At 59.7% G+C, this 18,620-nt stretch carries 13 protein-coding genes; 5 read left to right on the top strand and 8 right to left on the bottom strand.

Annotation, left to right across the window (positions count from 1 at the left end):
* Positions 1-274: 274 nt before the first annotated feature.
* The 6 genes from RBH71_RS11160 to RBH71_RS11135 form a co-directional block, all read right to left on the bottom strand.
* Entirely contained in the window at positions 275-1,654 is a 1,380-nt protein-coding gene (locus RBH71_RS11160) for a GH1 family beta-glucosidase (protein WP_323687293.1), read from the bottom strand.
* 768 nt (positions 1,655-2,422) lie between these two features.
* Positions 2,423-3,733: a xylose isomerase gene (gene xylA / locus RBH71_RS11155; RefSeq protein WP_003516221.1), complete on the bottom strand. Its 1,311-nt coding sequence runs from the start codon at positions 3,731-3,733 to the stop codon at positions 2,423-2,425.
* A gap of 239 nt (positions 3,734-3,972) precedes the next feature.
* Positions 3,973-5,427, bottom strand: a complete 1,455-nt coding sequence (gene xylB / locus RBH71_RS11150; RefSeq protein WP_038494992.1) for a xylulokinase — start codon at positions 5,425-5,427, stop codon at positions 3,973-3,975.
* A gap of 103 nt (positions 5,428-5,530) precedes the next feature.
* The gene (locus RBH71_RS11145; RefSeq protein WP_013762325.1) at positions 5,531-6,553 is read right to left on the bottom strand and encodes a LacI family DNA-binding transcriptional regulator; all 1,023 of its coding nucleotides are present in this window, start codon (positions 6,551-6,553) and stop codon (positions 5,531-5,533) included.
* 367 nt (positions 6,554-6,920) lie between these two features.
* On the bottom strand, positions 6,921-8,504 hold the full coding sequence (locus RBH71_RS11140; RefSeq protein WP_013762324.1) for a DHA2 family efflux MFS transporter permease subunit: 1,584 nt from the start codon (positions 8,502-8,504) through the stop codon (positions 6,921-6,923).
* A 30-nt stretch (positions 8,505-8,534) separates the two neighbouring features.
* Positions 8,535-9,740, bottom strand: a complete 1,206-nt coding sequence (locus RBH71_RS11135) for an HlyD family secretion protein (RefSeq protein ID WP_019566960.1) — start codon at positions 9,738-9,740, stop codon at positions 8,535-8,537.
* Positions 9,741-9,900: 160 nt separating this feature from the next.
* Here RBH71_RS11135 and RBH71_RS11130 point away from each other — a divergent pair, with 160 nt between their 5' ends.
* The 5 genes from RBH71_RS11130 to lysS all read left to right on the top strand — a co-directional run bounded on the left by RBH71_RS11130 (position 9,901) and on the right by lysS (position 16,906).
* Positions 9,901-10,587, top strand: coding sequence for a TetR/AcrR family transcriptional regulator (locus tag RBH71_RS11130; RefSeq protein ID WP_003516212.1), 687 nt, complete (start codon positions 9,901-9,903; stop codon positions 10,585-10,587).
* A gap of 182 nt (positions 10,588-10,769) precedes the next feature.
* Complete coding sequence (locus tag RBH71_RS11125) at positions 10,770-11,528, top strand: TerC family protein (RefSeq protein ID WP_038494985.1); 759 nt, start codon at positions 10,770-10,772, stop codon at positions 11,526-11,528.
* A 232-nt stretch (positions 11,529-11,760) separates the two neighbouring features.
* A complete protein-coding gene (locus tag RBH71_RS11120; protein WP_025595053.1) occupies positions 11,761-13,533 on the top strand; it encodes an SLC13 family permease in 1,773 nt (590 codons plus the stop codon).
* 212 nt (positions 13,534-13,745) lie between these two features.
* A complete protein-coding gene (gltX, locus tag RBH71_RS11115) occupies positions 13,746-15,203 on the top strand; it encodes a glutamate--tRNA ligase (protein WP_112296538.1) in 1,458 nt (485 codons plus the stop codon).
* A 203-nt stretch (positions 15,204-15,406) separates the two neighbouring features.
* On the top strand, positions 15,407-16,906 hold the full coding sequence (gene lysS, locus RBH71_RS11110) for a lysine--tRNA ligase (protein ID WP_013762320.1): 1,500 nt from the start codon (positions 15,407-15,409) through the stop codon (positions 16,904-16,906).
* 44 nt (positions 16,907-16,950) lie between these two features.
* On the opposite strand, the gene RBH71_RS11105 is transcribed toward lysS, so the two are convergent.
* On the bottom strand, positions 16,951-17,655 hold the full coding sequence (locus tag RBH71_RS11105) for a hypothetical protein (protein WP_097171022.1): 705 nt from the start codon (positions 17,653-17,655) through the stop codon (positions 16,951-16,953).
* 48 nt (positions 17,656-17,703) lie between these two features.
* Entirely contained in the window at positions 17,704-18,588 is an 885-nt protein-coding gene (locus RBH71_RS11100) for a hypothetical protein (protein ID WP_162696789.1), read from the bottom strand.
* Between the last annotated feature and the right edge of the window lie 32 nt (positions 18,589-18,620).

Raw genomic sequence — 18,620 nt, 5'->3', positions numbered from 1 at the left:
CAGGCGCAAGCAGGCACCGCCGGGTAACTGGCAAAAAAGTTTGGAAAACTGATAGTAAGGTGGAAGAACTTTATTGGGGAGAGCGATCGTGTGCTTTCCTGGTGAGGAATACGGCGGGTAAAGTTCACACACGAGCCAGCCTTTCCACCCTCATCCCTGTGCTTGTCAGAGGAATCCGGCCGACACGCGTCTGCGTGGCGGAAATACTTATCCCAGCCCAAGGACTTGGGCTGGCTGGATCCCTGTGACAAGCACAGGGATGAGGGAGAAAGCCTCACCCCTTCATCACACCGTGATTCCCCTTCGGAAAACCCGATGCCAGCGCGCTGTACCATTTGCCGCTGTTCTTCAACGTACGAACCTGCGTTTCGTAATCCACGTGCACGAGACCAAAGCGCATGCGGTACCCTTCCGCCCATTCGAAATTGTCCATCAGGCTCCAGGCGAAGTAACCCCGCATGGGGTAACCGTCCTTCACCAGATCAGCAACGATACCAAGATGTTCGGCGTAATAGTCAAGACGGGGTTGATCGTCCACCTCGCCGTTTTCGACGCCCATATTGTAGCAGGCGCCATTTTCGGTGATGTAGCAATCGGGCAGCTCGTAGCGCTCGTAAAGCGTCTCCACCAGGGAATGCAGCGCCGGCGCATAGACTTCCCAGCCGATATCGGTTTTGACGTCGCTGACGGCCGGGGCTTGTTTGGTGGCAGGGAATTCCGCACCTTCGGTGGCGTCGTCGGCAACGCGCATCGGTGTATAATAATTGAGACCCCACCAGTCGAGCTTCTGGCTGATGATGGACAGGTCTTCCGCCTCCACCACCGGCATGCGGCTGCCCAGGGCCTCTATCATTTCGGCCGGATATTCGCCCTTGAAGACCGGATCGAAAAACGCGCCGTTGTGGAACTGGAATGCCCGTTCAGCTGCCTTCATGTCGGCGTCGCTATTGGAGGCCGGGATGACGGAATGGGCGTTCAGCACCAGTCCGACCGGCACCTTGGGCGCAACATGGCGGGACGCCTCGACGCCGAAACCATGGGCAAGGTTGATGTGGTGCATGGCCGCAAGGGCTGCTTCCATGTTGCGCTCGCCCGGCGCATGAATGCCATAGAGATGGCTGAGCCAGACCGCACACCAGGGCTCATTGAAGGTCGCCACCGCATCCAGCCGGTCGCCCAGCCGTGCCATGACGGTCTTGGCGTAACGCTGGAAGGCATGGGCGGTGGAACGCGAGGCCCAGCCGCCGTCGCCCATCAGTGTCAGCGGCAGGTCCCAATGGTAAAGCGTCGCATAGGTCTTGATGCCGCGCGCCTGGCAGCCATCGACGAGGCGGTCGTAGAAATCCAGCCCCTTCTCGTTGATCGGGCCGAATCCATCGGGAATGATGCGCGGCCAGGCAATGGAGAAACGATAGGCCTCGACACCCATTTCCTTTATGAGATCGAGATCATCCTCCCAGCGATTATAGTGATCGCAGGCAACGTCGCCATTGTGGCGCCCGAAGACATGTCCCGGCATGTTGCAGAAGGCATCCCAGATGGATGGCTTGCGGCCGTCAACCTTGGTGGCACCCTCGATCTGGAAGGAGGCGGTCGCCACGCCGAACAGGAAATCGCCGGGGAAACGGGCTGCAAGAGCTTTGTGATCGGTCATCGGATAGGCCCTTTCGTCATCCATCGAGCGTCAAAAGATGGAGAGCGGTTTAGACCAAGTCAGCAATGAGGTACAGCCGCAGGCACGCAAAATCTGCAACGTTTCAGCAGCGCGGTTAAGATATCCAAAGCGCTTTAGGTACACGAAAGTCGCCGCAACGGTTTCCCGGCGGCGGGAGAAACGACAGCCCGGCAAATGCGGATGGGAGTTGAGTGTGGTGGAAAGTCTTGCATCTGCCGGGCCGCGCCTTGTTTGACCGGAATGCCGGTCGATCGGTGACAGCCTTTTCACGACACCTACCAGATCGGCCCTTCCCGCTGCTGGCAATTGCGGGACGCCTTTCCGGAACGCGGTTTGCCAGAACCACGCTTGTCGATGCCGGCAGCCGGTCCGCGAAAGGCGCCGCGCGTATCGCCCTTCCGTTCCGGTTGCAGGGGAATGATGCAGCGAAATGGACGGGTGGGGACATGCGGGGAAAGGTTTTGCGGTAAGTGACTGGAAAGAAAGGAGGGGTCGCGCGGAAATGTTCTCGCCTTTGGCAGCAGACGGAGAGCATGCCCGCTAATCCGGCTATCGCAACCTTCTTAGTCTCATTTTATGGAATGTTATCTGCAGCATCGGGCCCGGAGACCGCACGGGGCCGTACACCGCAGATACGACGTCATCCTCGGGCGTGTCGCGAGGATGACGGAGGAGAGGTTTGCGGCTTTAACCAGCCTCTAGACGGGGGATGCTCCCCCGTCCTGTGTTTATGAACGTACCAGCCCGTCAAACGTAACGATTGACGACGTTCTCCAGATATTCCTGACGACCGGACTTCGGCTCGGGGTTGATATCCTGGCGCTCGACCAGCGCTGCGATTTCTTCGAGCTTCAGCTCGCCGCGCAACATCTTCTGGGCTTCAGGTGCGTCCCACTTCGCGTAACGCTCCGACAGCGGCTTCGACAGCGCCCCGTCCTCGATCATCTTCGCCGCCGCCTTCAGACCGCGGGCGCAGCAATCCATGCCGCCGATATGGCCGATCAGCAGGTCCTGCGGATCGAGCGACTGGCGACGCAGCTTGGAATCGAAGTTGGTGCCGCCATTGGTGAAGCCGCCGCCGGCCAGCACGTGGTAATAGGCCAGCGCCATTTCAGGTACGTTGTTGGGGAACTGGTCGGTATCCCAGCCAGACTGGTAATCGTTGCGGTTCATGTCGATGGAGCCGAAAATGCCGAAGGCATTGGCCATGGCCAGTTCGTGTTCGAAGGAATGGCCGGCGAGGATGGCGTGACCCTGCTCGATATTGACCTTCACTTCCTTTTCGAGACCGTTCTTCTGCAGGAACGCATAAACGGTTGCGACGTCGTAGTCGTACTGGTGCTTGGTCGGCTCTTGCGGCTTTGGCTCGATCAGGATCGTGCCTTCGAAACCGATCTTGTATTTGTATTCCACAACCAGATTGAGGAAGCGGCCGAGCTGGTCCAGCTCGCGCGAAAGATCGGTGTTGAGCAGCGTTTCGTAACCTTCACGACCGCCCCATAGTACGTAATTGGCGCCGCCGAGCTTCTTGGTGGCATCCATGCAGGTCTTCACCGTCGCAGCCGAGAATGCGAAGACATCCGGGTCCGGATTGGTCGCGGCACCCGACATGAAGCGGCGGTTGGAGAACAGGTTCGCCGTGCCCCACAGAAGCTTTACGCCGGTATCAGCCTGCTTCTGCGCGAAGTAGTCGACGATCTCGTTGAGGTTCCTGGTGTTTTCGGCAAAGTTCCTGCCTTCCGGGCGCACATCGGCGTCGTGGAAGCAATAGAACGGCGAACCGAGCAGCGAGAAGAATTCAAAGGCGACATCGGCCTTCAGCTTGGCGGCCTGCATGGTGTCTTCAAACCAGGGACGCTGGAACGTCTGCCCACCGAATGGGTCGCCGCCCGGCCAGGTGAAGGTGTGCCAGTAAGCCACGGCAAAGCGCAGGTGATCTTCCATACGCTTTCCGGCAACGATCTCGTCGGGGTTGTAATGTCGGAAGGCGAGCGGGTTGGTGCTGTCGGGGCCTTCATATTTGATCTTGGCGATATCGCCGAAGAAGCCTGTGCTCATTGGATGGTTCCTCCTCTGGGGTGGGTTTAGGTGGTGTTCAAAAATTCGAGGTCTGCGCGGGCCGCTTACCCCCTCTGTCGTGCCGGACATCTCCCCCACAAGGAGGGAGATCAGCAAGTTGCGCTCAATCGCTTCGATCGCGACCTCACAGGAGGACGTGACCTAGCCGCTTGTCGATCTCCCCACTGTGGGGGAGATGCACGGCAGGGCAGAGAGGGGTGAACGGCGCACGCAAAACCTCAATGCGAAAGCTGCCGAATAGCGGGATAAAGCGCGTGATACCGCTGGTAAGCCTCCTCATAAGCATCGCCAAGCGTCACCACCGGCTCGATCGTCCGCGCCGTTTCCGGCTGCGTGCAGACTGCAACCGGATCTGCACCTGTTGCAGCGATGAGACCGAGGCGGGCGGCGCCGAAAGCGGCGCCGAAATCGCCCTCGGCCGGAATATCCACGGGCACACCGAGCGAAGTCGCGATCGAGGCCAGCCAATAGGCCGAGCGCGAACCGCCGCCGATGGCGGTGACGCGGGAAATGGAGGTGCCGGCCGACTTCAGCGCCTCGAGATTGTCACGGATGGCGAAAGTCACGCCTTCCAGCACGGCCTGCGTCAGCGCCCTGCGGTCACTTTCATGCGAAAGGCCAATGAAAGAGCCGCGAATGGCGGCATCGTTATGCGGCGTGCGCTCGCCGGAAAGATAGGGTGCGAAAGTGACGCCGCTCGGCGCCAGAAGCTCGTCGCCCAGTTCACCCGTCAGTTCGGCTGCGGACTTGCCGGTGAGGCGCGAATACCAGTTGAGTGCATCGGTAGCGGACAGGATGACGCCCATCTGGTGCCATGTGTTGGGAAGCGCGTGGCAGAACGCGTGTACGGCGCTTTCCGGCTTCGGCAGATAGGAGGCGTTAGCGGCAAACAACACGCCGGAAGTGCCGAGCGAAACGAACGCGTGGCCCTCTTTCACCGTGCCCATGCCGCAGGCGGAAGCGGCATTGTCACCCGCACCGCCGGCCACCACGGCCTTGCCCGCAATGCCCCATTGGGAGGCGAGCTCGGCACGCAGCACACCTGCCTCCTCGGTGCCTTCGACCAGCGACGGCATGTGTTTTTCTTCAAGGCCGGTCGCCGCCAGAAGATCGGCAGACCATTTGCGCGCACCGGTATCCAGCCACGATGTGCCGGCGGAATCCGACATTTCCGAGATATATTCACCCGTCAGCCACAGTCGCAGGTAATCCTTCGGCAGCAGTACCTTGGCCACCTTCGCGAAGATTTCAGGTTCGTTCTTCGCGACCCAAGCCAGTTTCGGTGCGGTAAAGCCTGGGAATACGATGTTGCCGGTGATCTTGCGGAAGCGTGGATCGGCATCGAGTTCGGCAGCCTCGGCATAGGAGCGCGTGTCGTTCCACAGAATGCACGGCCGCAGCACATTGCCGCTCGCGTCTATCAGCGTCGCGCCATGCATCTGGCCGGAAAGGCCGATACCTTTCACGGCAGCGAGTTCCTTCGCAAACTTCTGCTTCAGACCTTCGACTGCGGTTTTGGTCGCGGCGATCCAGTCCGCCGGGTCCTGTTCCGACCAGCCGTGATGCGGACGCGAGACCTCCAGCGAGCCGTTGGCCGAGCCGACGATCTTCTGATCGCCGTCCATCAGCAGGGCTTTGACACCGGATGTTCCAAGATCGAGACCGAGATACATGTAATTCTCCATTCCGGCGCTCCTTGCGCCACTTCAGCGGTTTTAAGAGTCACCGCATTTCCGGACGGAAAACCGGCGGCCACTTTTCCTGGAAATGCTCTCCTCAGGGCAGATTGTCCCTGAGGAATATGTCGATACGGATACGCTCCTGCGCGGCGATGACAGCGAGACCATCCGCGCGCGCTTTCAACACGCGAATGGCGCTGCGCACCTCATGCCCTGCATCCTGGTTGAGCACGGCATCGAGCACGCCTTCCCGCAGCGCATTGGCCGTGTTTTCGGTGAGCTCATGGGCGATGACGGATGGCGACCTTTCGCCCGATGACGCCCTGAGCGCCCGGATGAGGCCGCGATTACCGGCGCCGAGACTGTAGATGCCGGACAGCGCGTCGCTCGCAAGCGCCTTGGTGACCAGCGCCTCGACGGTGACGGGATCGTCCCGGCCTTCGAGGACCGGCAATAGTCGCAGGTCCGGAAATTCGCTTTCGATGACGGATCGGAAGCCGTCTAGGCGTTCGCGATGGTCGCGCACCAGCATGGAGCCGGCAACGACCGCAATATCGCCGCCGCGCCCGGACAGGAAGCGCCCCATGAGGCTAGCCGCCGTGCGCCCGGCCGCAACGTTGTCGACGCCGGCATAATGGTCGCGGCGCGAACCGGAGAGATCGGAAACCAGCGTGACGGTGGCGATGCCATCTTCGGCCAGCCGGTCTGCGGCTTCGGCAACATCCTCAGAATCGGTGGCGACGAAAGCGACGCCCGACGGCTTTTCCCGCCGCGCGACTTCCAGCGCCTCCGTCAGTGCCGCGGCATTGAAAGGCGGCACCTCTATAACGCGGATCGCCGTGCGCTCCAGATGGGCGCGGGCGGCTGCGGCACGAACTTCGGCTCGCAGCGTCGCCATGAAGGAATTGTCGTTGCCGGGAAGGATGAAGACCAGTGAATAATTGCGACCTTTGGCCAAATTGGCGGCGGCGATATCGCGCACATAACCAAGCTCGGCAATCGCCGCCTCCACCCGCGCTCGAGTAGCGGCGTGAACGCCGGGGCGCATGTTCAGCACCCGGTCGATGGTGGCAAGGCTGACACCCGCCCGCTCGGCGATATCGTGAACTGTCGGCTTCATGTTTCCTCCCGTGCCATTTGAATATCCAGCTTTGCCGCCGTCGTAAACCGAAAAATGATGTACGTACCTCACATTTTCAGCAAGATGATGATTTCGCTTTATTTCCATCTCTGAACTGCCGGCACGCGCCTTTGCCCGGCATCATCCCTCGGCTTTTCCCAAGGATTTAGACACATCAATAAAATCAACAGGCTGCAGAATATCGGGGCTGACCAACAACTTCCGTCATTTTAGCCCTGGGCCAAGGACTTGGGCTTACTGGATATCGGCTCAAGGCCGGCATGACGGAAAAGTATCGCAACCAGACAAAAAAGGGGCCGTCATTTCCGACGGCCCCAGCTCTGCGGTGGATGGGAGGGGATTTTGTTCAGTGCGCCGCGTCTGGTGGCGGCGCCGCCTTGGGTTTCTGGATCAGCACGGTCATGAAGATCAGGCTGCCGAACAGCAGCGTCAGCGCGAAGAACACATCCGCAAAGGCGAGTATCCACGCCTGCTGCGAAACCATGCCGACCAGCTTCTTGATCGCGACGGAAGCACCGTCCAGCCCGTAGGAATCATAGTTCGCGCCGACATTGTTCAGCCACTCCAGCGCCTGTGGATTGGAATAGCTGACATGTTCCGCCAGCCGCACATAATGATCGTCGGTGCGTTGCGACAGCAGCGTATTGATGACGGCAAGGCCAACTGCACCGCCGAGGTTGCGGGTGAGGTTGAACAGGCCCGAGGCATTGCGGATGCGCGCGGGCGGAAGCGTGCCGAGCGCGATGTTGTTGATCGGCACCATACACATCATCAGTCCGAAACCGCGCAGGACCTGCGGAATCAGCAGCTCGTAGAAATCCCAGTCGGTGGTCACATGCGTCATGATCCACGTGCCGCAACCGAAGCTGATGAAGCCGATGGCCATCATGATGCGCGGATCGAGCTTGGTGGACACCTTGCCGGCAATCGGCGCGGTGAAGAACATGGCAAGACCGGAAACGAACATGGTCTCGCCGATCATCAGCGCATCGTAACCGCGCACGCGACCGAGATAGAGCGGGTAGAGATAGGTCAGCCCGTAAAGCCCTATGCCCATCACGAAGGAAAACAGCGAGCCGATGGAAAAATTTCGGTCCGCAAAGGCGCGGATGTCCACAACGGGGAAGTCCACCTTGAAGGCACGCCAGAAGAACACCACCGCACCGATGACCATGGCCACCGAACCGATGACGATATGCTCGTCGTTGAACCAGTCCTTGTTGTTGCCCTCTTCCAGCACGTATTCCAGAGAGCCGAGGAAGACGGCCATGGAGATCAGCCCCCACCAGTCGAACTTCTTCCAGAGCGAGGTTTCAGGCTTGTCGAAATCGATCAGGCTCCATGTCAGGATGGTGACGATGATGCCGGGAATGATATTGACGAGGAACAGCCAGTGCCAGGAAAAGGCATTGGAAAGATAACCGCCAACCGTGGGACCGATGGTGGGCGCAAGCGTGGCGACGAGACCGATGATCGGCGAGACGACCGAACGCTTGGAGGGCGGGAAAATGGTGAAGGCGGCCGCAAAGACCGACGGGATCATGCCGCCGCCGATAAAGCCCTGGATCGCCCGGTAGACGATCATCTGGTCGATATTGGTCGCGGTGGCGCAGAGCGCGCTCGACAGGGTGAAGCCGGCGGCGCAGGTGGCAAACAGCACGCGCGTGGACAGGATGCGCGCCAGCGTGCCCGACAGCGGGATCATGATGACTTCTGCGATCAGATAGGATGTCTGCACCCAGGCGATCTCGTCGGAGCCCGCCCCGAGACCTGCCTGGATTTCCGCAAGCGAGGCGGAGACGATCTGAATATCGAGAATGGACATGAACATGCCGAAGACCATCGCGAAGAACGCGATGAGTCTGCGCTTGTCCATGGGTGGATCGACGGGGACAGATACCCCGCCTGTGCCGACAACCGTAGCCGCCATGATCTTGCCCTCAACGACGCCCTGGTTGGCCTATGGGTTAACGTGCGCCGTTTTCGTGTTTTCCGGCGCCGTGCGGGTATCCACATCGACGACGACGCTCAGGCCCGCACGCAGATTGTGCTTGGCGAGATCTTCCTTGGAGAAGACGATACGCACCGGTACGCGCTGGATGACCTTGGTGAAGTTACCCGTGGCGTTTTCCGGCGGCAGCATCGAGAAGACCGAACCGGAACCGGGCGAGATCGACTGGACCGTGCCCTCAATGGTCTCGTCGTCGAAAGCATCCACATGGACGCGGACCTTCGAACCGGGCACCACGCGGGCAAGCTGCGTTTCCTTGAAATTGGCGTCGATATAAAGCTCGTTCAACGGCACCAGCGAAGCAAGGCGCTTGCCGACCGAAACGAGATCGCCCGTCTGCACCGCCAGATTGCCGATAACGCCGTCATAGGGCGCTTTCAGCACGGTGAAGGCCAGATCGCGGGCCGCCTTGTCCTTGGAAAGTTGCAGCGAACGGATGGTGCTTTCGGCTTCCTCGCGCTGGGCGCGAAGAAGCTCGACATTGGCTTTCGCGGACGAGATCGCCGCCTCGCCGGCTACGACATTCGCCCTGGCCTGATCGAGCGCGACCTGCGCGCTGTCGGAAGCGGCAACGGTGCCGACATCTTTCGCCTGCAATTCGGTGGCGCGCTTCTGGGTGATTTCCGCGCCGCGAAGGGCCGCATCCAGAGCGCCCTTCTGGGCAACGGCCTGTTCCTGCGCTGCCTCGCCACCGATGATCTGCGCGTCGATGCGCTTCAGCGACAGTTCCTCAGTGCGGATCTGCGCGTCGGCCTGTTCAAGCGCGATGCGATAGTCGCCGTCATCCAGAGTGACCAGCGGATCACCCGCCTTGACTTCCTGGTTTTCGACAACGTTCACCTTGGCGATGTAACCCGAAACCTTGGGCGCGATGACCGCGATATCACCCTGTATATAGGCGTCATCCGTCGAAACCATGAAGCGACCGTCGATCCACCAGTTATAACCGTACCAGCCGGCGCCGGCGAGAAGGGCGATCGCAAAGATCGGCAGAAGCGGCGAACGCTTCTTCTTCTTCGGTGCGGCAATTGTCTGTGGCGGCTGTTGCGGCGGGGCCTCCACCGGCTTTGCCGGAGAGGTCTCAGCCTTGGCGGAAACGTCCGCCTCTTCCGCATCGTTGACGGCGCGAACCGCGCTATTCTTCTGGGCCGACATGAGATTGTACCGTGATAAATTGAAGAAAGTTTTTCGAACTGAACCGTTCGGTTCGATTGACATAATCCCTTTCCTGACACATATCAAGTGTAATCGAACTGATTGGTTCGACGTTCGGTTAATTTTTTTTACGCCATTGCAGTGCTAGGAACCGGTAACGATGGCAGGTGAAGACATGGATATGGAGACGGAAACCGAAACGGGCTGTCCGGGAAACCCCGCCGGGCGTTTTGCTGCGGGCGAAGACCCGGCAAAGCGTGAGCAGATTGTTGCCGGCGCCTGGCGCGTGTTCAAGCGCAAGGGCTTCGATGCCGCCAGCATGAACGACATCACGCGGGAAGCCGGCGTTTCCAAGGGAACGATCTATGTCTATTTCTCCAACAAGGAAGACCTGTTCGCCGCCCTTGTCGATCATCACCGCCAGGAATTCGCGACCTCCATGCGCAACATTCTGGCCGGCACCGAAGAGGTGCGCGACGGCCTGAAACAGTTCGGCAAGGCCTTCGCCAACAAGATGATCTGCTCCGAAATGATACCGGCCATGCGCTCGGTGATCGGCGTCATCGACCGCATGCCGAAGCTGGCGCAGCGTTTCTTCATCGCAGCACCCAACAACGTGCGCACCGTTCTTCAGGATTTCATCGAGCATCAGGTCTCGCTCGGCCATCTCAAGGTCGATGACGTCGAACTTGCCGCCCGGCAATATATCGAGCTTTCCACGGGCACTTTCTTCAAGCTGCGCCTGTTCGGAGAACTCGAAGGTCCGGTTCCCGAAGAGGAGCTGGACCGGGTGATCGACAGCGCCATCATGGTGTTCATGGCGGCTTACGGAACCGACAAGGCCTGAAATCATTCAGCAACGGGCGACTGGACCGGCAACGGCACGGGGCCTGATACGCGGTTTGCGCGAAATTTCGATGAAATCTTGCCTATCACAGGCGCGGTCTCCTTGTTTCTCGCGTATTGCGCTATAAATTCCACGAACCGAATGTTTCGGGTGGCCTTGTTGCTGAAAGGAAAAATTCCCTGATGGAGTCCGTTCTCCCTCTTCTGTCCGACCCCGCTGCCTGGGTGGCGCTGGTCACCCTGATCGTCATGGAGGTCGTGCTTGGCATCGACAACCTGATCTTCATCTCGATCCTCACCAACAAGCTTCCGCCTGAACAGCGCGAAAAAGCCCGCAAGATCGGCATCGGGCTTGCCTTGATCATGCGTCTCGGCCTTCTCGGCACTGTGGCCTGGATCGTGCAGCTCACCACGCCGGTCTTCGAAATCTTCGGCCACGCCTTCTCGTGGAAGGACATGATCCTCATCGCCGGCGGTCTCTTCCTGATGTGGAAGGCCACCAAGGAAATCCACCACAATGTCGATCCTGAAGATCACAAGGAAGACATGGTGGGCGGCCCGGTTGCGATGAATTTCGGCTCCGCCATCGGCCAGATCCTGCTGCTCGACCTCGTGTTCTCTGTGGACAGCATCATCACCGCCGTTGGCATGACACCGCATCTGCCGATCATGATCGTGGCCGTGATCTTTGCCGTTGCCGTGATGCTGCTCGCCGCAACGCCGCTCGCCAACTTTATCGAGCGCAACCCCACCATCGTCATGCTGGCACTCGCCTTCCTGATGATGATCGGCACCACCCTGATCGCCGAAGGCATGGGCTTCCATGTTCCCAAGGGCTACGTCTATGCCGCCATGGCGTTTTCGGCGCTGGTGGAACTGCTCAACATGCTGGCGCGTAACGCCAGACAGCGCAAGAAAGCACAGGCGGCCAAACCGCACTGATTGCCCCGACCCGTCATGCCGGACTTGATCCGGCATCCCTTCAGCCCAAGCCATTGGGCTGAACACTTTCCGCCGCGCCGACGCGCGGCGGCTGATTCCGGCTCAAGGCTGGTATGACGCGAACGTGTGGAACGCGCCGGCCAGTCGGAACCGCATGCCCCGCCTCGCGTTCTTCGACATCCCTACCGGAAGAGTCCGTCCCGCCGTCTCTCCTTCGAAAGCATAAGCAAGCATGACGACCGACCAGATCCTCGCCTTTACCGTGATCGCCGGCATGATGGTCGCGTTCATATGGGACAGGTTCCGCTATGATGTGGTCGCGTGCAGCGCGTTGCTGGTGGCGGTGGCGGTTGGGGTCGTGCCTTTCGACAAGGCGTTCTCCGGTTTCTCGGACGATATCGTCATCATCGTCGGCAGCGCGCTGATCGTCAGTTCAGCCGTGGCGCGTTCAGGGGTCGTCGATATGACGATCAAGAAATATTTCCCGGAGATGCATTCCAAAACCCTGCAACTGGCCTTTCTGATGATCGTCGTCGCCATCATGTCGGCCTTCATCAAGAACATCGGCGCGCTTGCCATCATGATGCCGGTTGCTTTCCAGTTCGCCCGCAAATCCGGCAGCCCTGTTTCCTATTATCTGATGCCCATGGCCTTCGCCGCCCTTCTGGGCGGGCTCATGACGCAGATCGGCACCTCGCCCAACATCGTCGTTTCCAGGCTGCGTGAGGAAATGACCGGGCAGAGCTTCTCGATGTTCGATTTCACCCCGGTCGGTGCCGGGCTGACCGTGATCGGCATCATCTTCCTGACCTTCGGTTACCGCCTGCTGCCGGTGCGCAACCGCCAGCAGGCATCGATGGAGGATATTCTGGACCAGTCGGCCTATACCGCCGAAGCGACGCTTCCCGCCGACAGCACCTACGCCGACAAGCCGCTGCGGGAGCTGTTGAAACAGGCGGATGGCGACGTAATCGCCAGCACGATCCTGCGCGGACCCCGGCGTATCTCCCCCTTCCCCGATGTCAATCTGAAGCCGGGCGACACCATTCTTCTCGAAGGCAACCCGGAGGGCCTCGACCGTATCGTCTCGCAGGCCAAGCTGCTGCTGTCAGGCAAGCCGCTCACCGAGAACGGCCAGAAGACCGCTGACCTTATTTCCATGGAAGCGGTTATCAGCAACGAATCCGTTCTCAACGGGATTTCCGCGCGCGAACTGGCGCTATCCTACACCCGCGGCGTCAATCTGATTGCAGTCAGCCGTCGCGGCCAGCGCGTCAACCAGCGGCTCTCCGACCTGACCTTGCAGGCGGGCGACGTCATACTCCTGCAGGGCAGCCGCAAGAACCTGCCACAGGTCTTGCAGGAATTTTCGCTGCTGCCCCTGGCGCAGCGGGAGATCCTGCTTGGGGTGCAGCGCCGCGCGCTTTTGCCCGTCATCGTGCTTGCCGCGGCCATGATTGCCGCCGGCAGCGGGCTGGTGCCGGTATCCGTCGCCTTTTTCGCCGCCGCCTTCCTGATGATCGTCGTCGGCGCGATACCGCTGACCGAAGTCTATAAATCGATCGACGGGCCGATCCTCGTCATGCTCGCCGCCCTCATTCCCGTCAGCGACAGTCTGCGCACCAGCGGCGCCAGCGAGCTGATCGCCGCCTGGCTCGGCCATGCCGCACAAGGACTGCCGCCCTTCGCAGCGCTCGGCATGATCCTGTTGACTGCCATGGCGGTAACGCCCTTCCTCAACAATGCTGCAACCGTGCTGGTCATGGCACCCATCGCCGCCGGTTTCGCCACCACGCTCGGCTTTCGGCCGGAGGCCTTTCTGATGGCGGTGGCGATCGGCGCCGGCTGCGATTTCCTCACGCCTATCGGCCACCAGTGCAACACGCTGGTCATGGGTCCGGGCGGTTATCGCTTCAGCGATTATCCGCGCCTTGGACTGCCGCTGTCGATCATGATCGTCATTGCCAGCATTCCGATGCTGCTTTATGTCTGGCCGGTGAATTAGGGGCGGTTTACGTCCGGGCGGAGACAGCGCAAGCGCCATATTTCCTTGACGCCTGCGGCATAATATGGCCTAAGCCGATGCCGAACGGAAATATGCAAAGGTGTGTTTAACACGCCTTTCCGCACCCTTTCCCGCCGCATTCAAACGAAAACTTCGTGATAGAAGGGTGAAGCCGCCCCGATGTCACCACCCCGTCACGACGAGTGAATTTCATGACCACTTCCGGCGTTCGCGTCCGCATCGCACCTTCCCCCACCGGCGAGCCGCATGTCGGCACCGCTTACATCGCGCTGTTCAACTACCTCTTCGCCAAGAAACACGGCGGCGAGTTCATCCTGCGCATCGAGGATACCGACGCCACCCGCTCGACGCTGGAATATGAGCAGAAGGTTCTGGAGGCGCTGCGCTGGACCGGCCTCACCTGGTCGGAAGGCCCTGACGTCGGTGGCCCCTACGGTCCCTACCGCCAGTCCGAGCGCAAGCCGATGTACTGGCCCTATGCCGAAGAATTGCTGGAAAAAGGCCATGCCTTTCGTTGTTTCTGCACGCCCGAGCGGCTTGAGCAGATGCGCGAAGCGCAGCGCGCCGCTGGCAAGCCGCCAAAATATGACGGTCTCTGCCTCCACCTGAAGGCTGAAGAAGTGACCACCCGCGTCGCCGCCGGCGAAGCCAACGTCGTGCGCATGAAAATCCCGACCGAAGGTTCGTGCGATTTCCATGACGGCGTTTACGGCGATGTCTCGATCCCCTGGGATTCGGTTGACATGCAGGTGCTGATCAAGGCCGACGGCATGCCGACCTATCACATGGCAAACGTCATCGACGACCATCTGATGAAGATCACCCATGTGGCGCGCGGCGAAGAGTGGCTGGCTTCAGTGCCCAAGCACATCCTGCTTTATCGTTATTTCGGCTGGGACCAGCCGACATTCATGCATCTTTCGCTGATGCGCAACGCCGACAAATCAAAGCTTTCCAAGCGCAAGAACCCGACGTCCATCTCCTATTATTCCGCGCTCGGCTACCTGCCGGAAGCGCTGATGAACTTCCTCGGCCTGTTCTTCATCCAGATCGCCGAAGGCGAAGAGCTGCTGACCATGGAAGAGCTGGCCGCGAAGTTCGATCCGGAAGCACTTTCCAAGGCCGGCGCCATCTTCGATATCCAGAAGCTGGACTGGCTGAACGGCCGCTGGCTGCGCGAAAAGCTCACGCCTGAGGACTTCATTGCCCGCACGCTGGAATGGGCGATGGAAAATTCCCGCCTGACCGAAGGCCTGAAGCTTGCCCAGAGCCGCATTTCCAAGCTCGGCGAATTGCCAAACCTTGCCGGCTTCCTGCTTTCGAGCGACGTTGGCCTGACGCCCGCCTCCTTTGCCGGTCTCAAAAGCAAAACCGAGGAAATCCACGAAATCCTCACCACGGTTGCCACCGATCTGGAAAAAATGCCTGATTGGAACGTTGAAGCCATCGAAGCCGAGCTGCGCGACATTGCCGAACGCACGGGCAAGAAACTGCGCGTCGTCACGCCGCCGCTCTTCGTCGCCGTCTCCGGCTCCTCGCGCTCGCTGCCGCTGTTTGACTCGATGGCGCTGCTCGGCCGCTCCGTGGTGCGCCAGCGCCTGAAGGTCGCTATTGCCGTTGTGGCCACGATGGTTGGCAGCGGTGCTTGATGCCTGCCGGGGCGGGTTTTAAATCCACCCCTCATTCCTGCGCTTGTCACAGGAATCCAGCCACGGCGCGTCGGCGCCGTGAAAGAATGAATTGAGGTCTCCCGCGCCAAGGACTTGGGCGCACTGGATTCCTGTGACAAGCACAGGAATGAGGGATACGGGAGGCAATTGTCGCCGCGGCAACGCCGCAACAGGATTGAACAATGAACGACAAGACAACCGAAACCACCGCCCTTTCCTCCGACGCCACCGAAGTGCGCCGCCAGAAACTTGCGCTGCTGCGCGAGCAGATCGGCGATGTCTATCCGGCGCATTTCCATCGCACGCTGACCAATGCGGAGCTGGCGGAAAAATATGCCGATATCGAACCGGACACGGAAACCGGCGACACGGTAACGGTGGCGGGCCGCGTTTATTCGTCGCGCAATTCCGGCATGTTCATGGATATCCATGACGCCTCGGGCAAGGTGCAGATCTTCTCTCACAAAGATACGACGCCGGAAACGGCGCGCAATCTTCTGCCGATGATCGACATTGGCGACATCATCGGCGTAACCGGCAAGGTGCGCCGCACCAAGCGCGGCGAGCTGACGATCAACGCCGAAGAAATCACCATGCTCACCAAGTCGCTGCTGCCGATGCCGGAAAAATGGCACGGTGTCTCCGATATTGAGCTGCGTTACCGCAAGCGCCATCTCGATATTCTCGCCAACGAGGACTCCAAGCTGCGCTTCCTGCAGCGCTCGAAGATCCTGTCCGGCATTCGCCGTTTCATGGAGGCCGAAGGCTTCCTCGAAGTGGAGACGCCGATGCTGCAGACAGTTTATGGCGGTGCGACGGCCGATCCGTTCAAGACCTTCCACAACACGCTGAAGATGGACATGTATCTGCGCATCGCGCCGGAACTGTTCCTGAAGCGCACGCTGGTATCAGGCCTTTCCGACAAGGTTTTTGAAATCAACCGCAACTTCCGCAACGAAGGCGTCTCCACAAGGCACAATCCTGAATTCACCATGATGGAGTGCTATTGGGCCTATGCCGACTACGAAGACATCATGGGTCTCGTTGAGCGTCTGTTCGAGACGCTGGCGATTGCCCTGCACGGCACGACCGAGGTGGAATTCCAAGGCCAGACAATTTCCTTCAAGGGACCGTTCAAGCGCGTGCCCATGCCTGATGCAGTGAAGGAAGCGACCGGCATCGACTTCCTTGCGATCAAGACTGACGAGGAAGCCCGCGCCGCCGCCAAGGCTGCCGGTTTCGCCGTCGAGAAGGACTGGACCTGGGGCGAATGCCTTGCCTTCATCTTCGAAGAGAAGGTTGAAGGTACGCTTATCCAGCCGAGCCACGTCACGCATTTCCCGAAGGATATCTCGCCCTTCGCCAAGGAAGTGCCGGGCGAACCGCGCCTCGTTGAGCGTTTTGAGAGCTATTGCAACGCCTGGGAAGTGGGCAATGCCTTCTCCGAACTCAACGATCCCGAAGAGCAGCGCCGCCGCATGGTGGAGCAGCTTGAGCAGGCCCATGCCCGCGGTGAAAAGGACAAGCAGCTGGACGACGAATTCCTCGACGCCATCGATCAGGGCATGCCACCCGCCGGCGGCCTCGGCATCGGTGTCGATCGTCTGATCATGCTCCTGACCAACGCCCCCTCGATCCGCGACGTCATCCTCTTCCCGGCCCGCCGCAACAAGGCGGACTGAGCGTATAGGCTACATGCCAAAACTGGGCGGTCGGTCGGCCGCCCTTAAGCACCATCCGTAGAATTTTTCGTCGCCTCGAGCTCCGCGTCGTTCGCCTCTATCCAGTCCTCCAGTTTTTCCATCAGACTAGACCATACGTCGTTATACTCGTGTTGGAATATTTCCATGCACAGTTCCATCGGCCGTAGGTGCCTACTGCCAAATATCTCCATCCACCGATTAGAGAAATGTGCTTCGTATTCCTCATGGTCAATCTTGGAATACCCCATACAGAGTCCTTCGTAGCTTGGGTGGGAGCTTTCGGAAAGGTCGGCATACAGCGCCATTATTCCAGGGTAACGCTTGTCACATTTACTCAGAACTGTAACGATGTTTAGCGAATATGGCATATCGGCGTTATTCCGCGACCCAAGCAACAAAACGGCCGTTTTCTCTCCGAATGCGTGAAAATCTAACTTCCGCTCAAGTACATCTTGCATGAGTTGGTTTAAGTAAATTAGCGTCGCGAGGGTTTCCAACCCACTCCGCAACAAGATACGCGCTCCCAAACCATGTCCCTGCTTATGCAACGCATAGGACTGTGTCATTAGGTCGCTCAATCGCCAAAAGATGGCTTCTCTGAGCATCCATATTCGGAAAGCTGCTTTCCATTTGTAGACAACCGAGTTGCGAGACAGCAATCCACCAACAGGAATGCTTGCGAAAAGCGATTCTTTCCAGTTAACGAGGTTTTGTTCGATAGGGTCCATGATCTTCGACCACCGCTCTTAAAACGATCTAGGGCAGGGACTTGGCAACTAATGCCCCGTCTTCGTCTTCCCCGCAGCCGGCTCTTCCGCAGGCGCGCTCTCGGCCAGCTTCTCTTCCGCCGCCTGCGCGGTCGTTGTGCCTTTTCCGAAGATCAGTGATTTCAGATAGCTGACGCTGAAGATGCTGCCGCCATCGGCTTCCGGGGTCGAGGTCAGAAGTTCTTCGTCGGCTACGGGTTCGCCGTGGGCTTCAGCACCGGGTCCGCCCTCATGCGTTTGCGCCGGCGCAGCGTCGTGGCCGCCGTCGCCTTCGCCCTTGGTTTCGCCGTGTCCGCCGGCGCCTTTTGCGGCTTTTCCGCCATGCCCTTCGGGTGCGGCGTCCGAAGCGGGGGTTGCGCAGTCGGTGGCATCGCTCAGGCTTGCGGCCATTGCTTCGGCATCTTCCAGCGGCAGATCGATGCGCAGCCCGTAAAACTGGCCGCTGCCGTTTGATGCACCATCGTAATAAAAGGCGGAATAACGTTGGGCATCGGCGCCTTCGGGAATTTTCGCCGGGTCGGCAATGAAGACCACTTGGGCCGCGATGGCGCGGCCACGCATTTCCGAGCGCAATTGCGGGCCGTTTTTATCCAGCACGGAAACCTGGACCAGATCGGGCTTCTGTTTGTCGTAAACTGCCCTGGCGACACGCAGCGCCGTTTTCAACCGGTCCGTGCCGTTGCCGCCGTCAGTACGAATGAATTTGCGGACCCACAGGGAACCGTTCTTGCGGATGTTGACTGTCTGGACTGCGTCGCAGGAAAGCCCGTTCGCGGAGGCATAGGTGGACCCGAGCAGCCGCTCGCTGCCGATAAATACGGCAGCAGAACCGGTCGCACCCGCCAAAAGCAGGATCCCGCCTCCGATCATAACGAGTTTGCGCGAAAACCGCATTCGTCCGAATACAGCCTTCACGCGCAAAATCC

This window comes from Rhizobium sp. AN68, assembly GCF_030758035.1.
In the GTDB taxonomy this organism is placed as follows: Bacteria; Pseudomonadota; Alphaproteobacteria; order Rhizobiales; family Rhizobiaceae; genus Agrobacterium; species Agrobacterium tumefaciens.
This window is presented reverse-complemented; position numbering and strand designations above follow the sequence as displayed.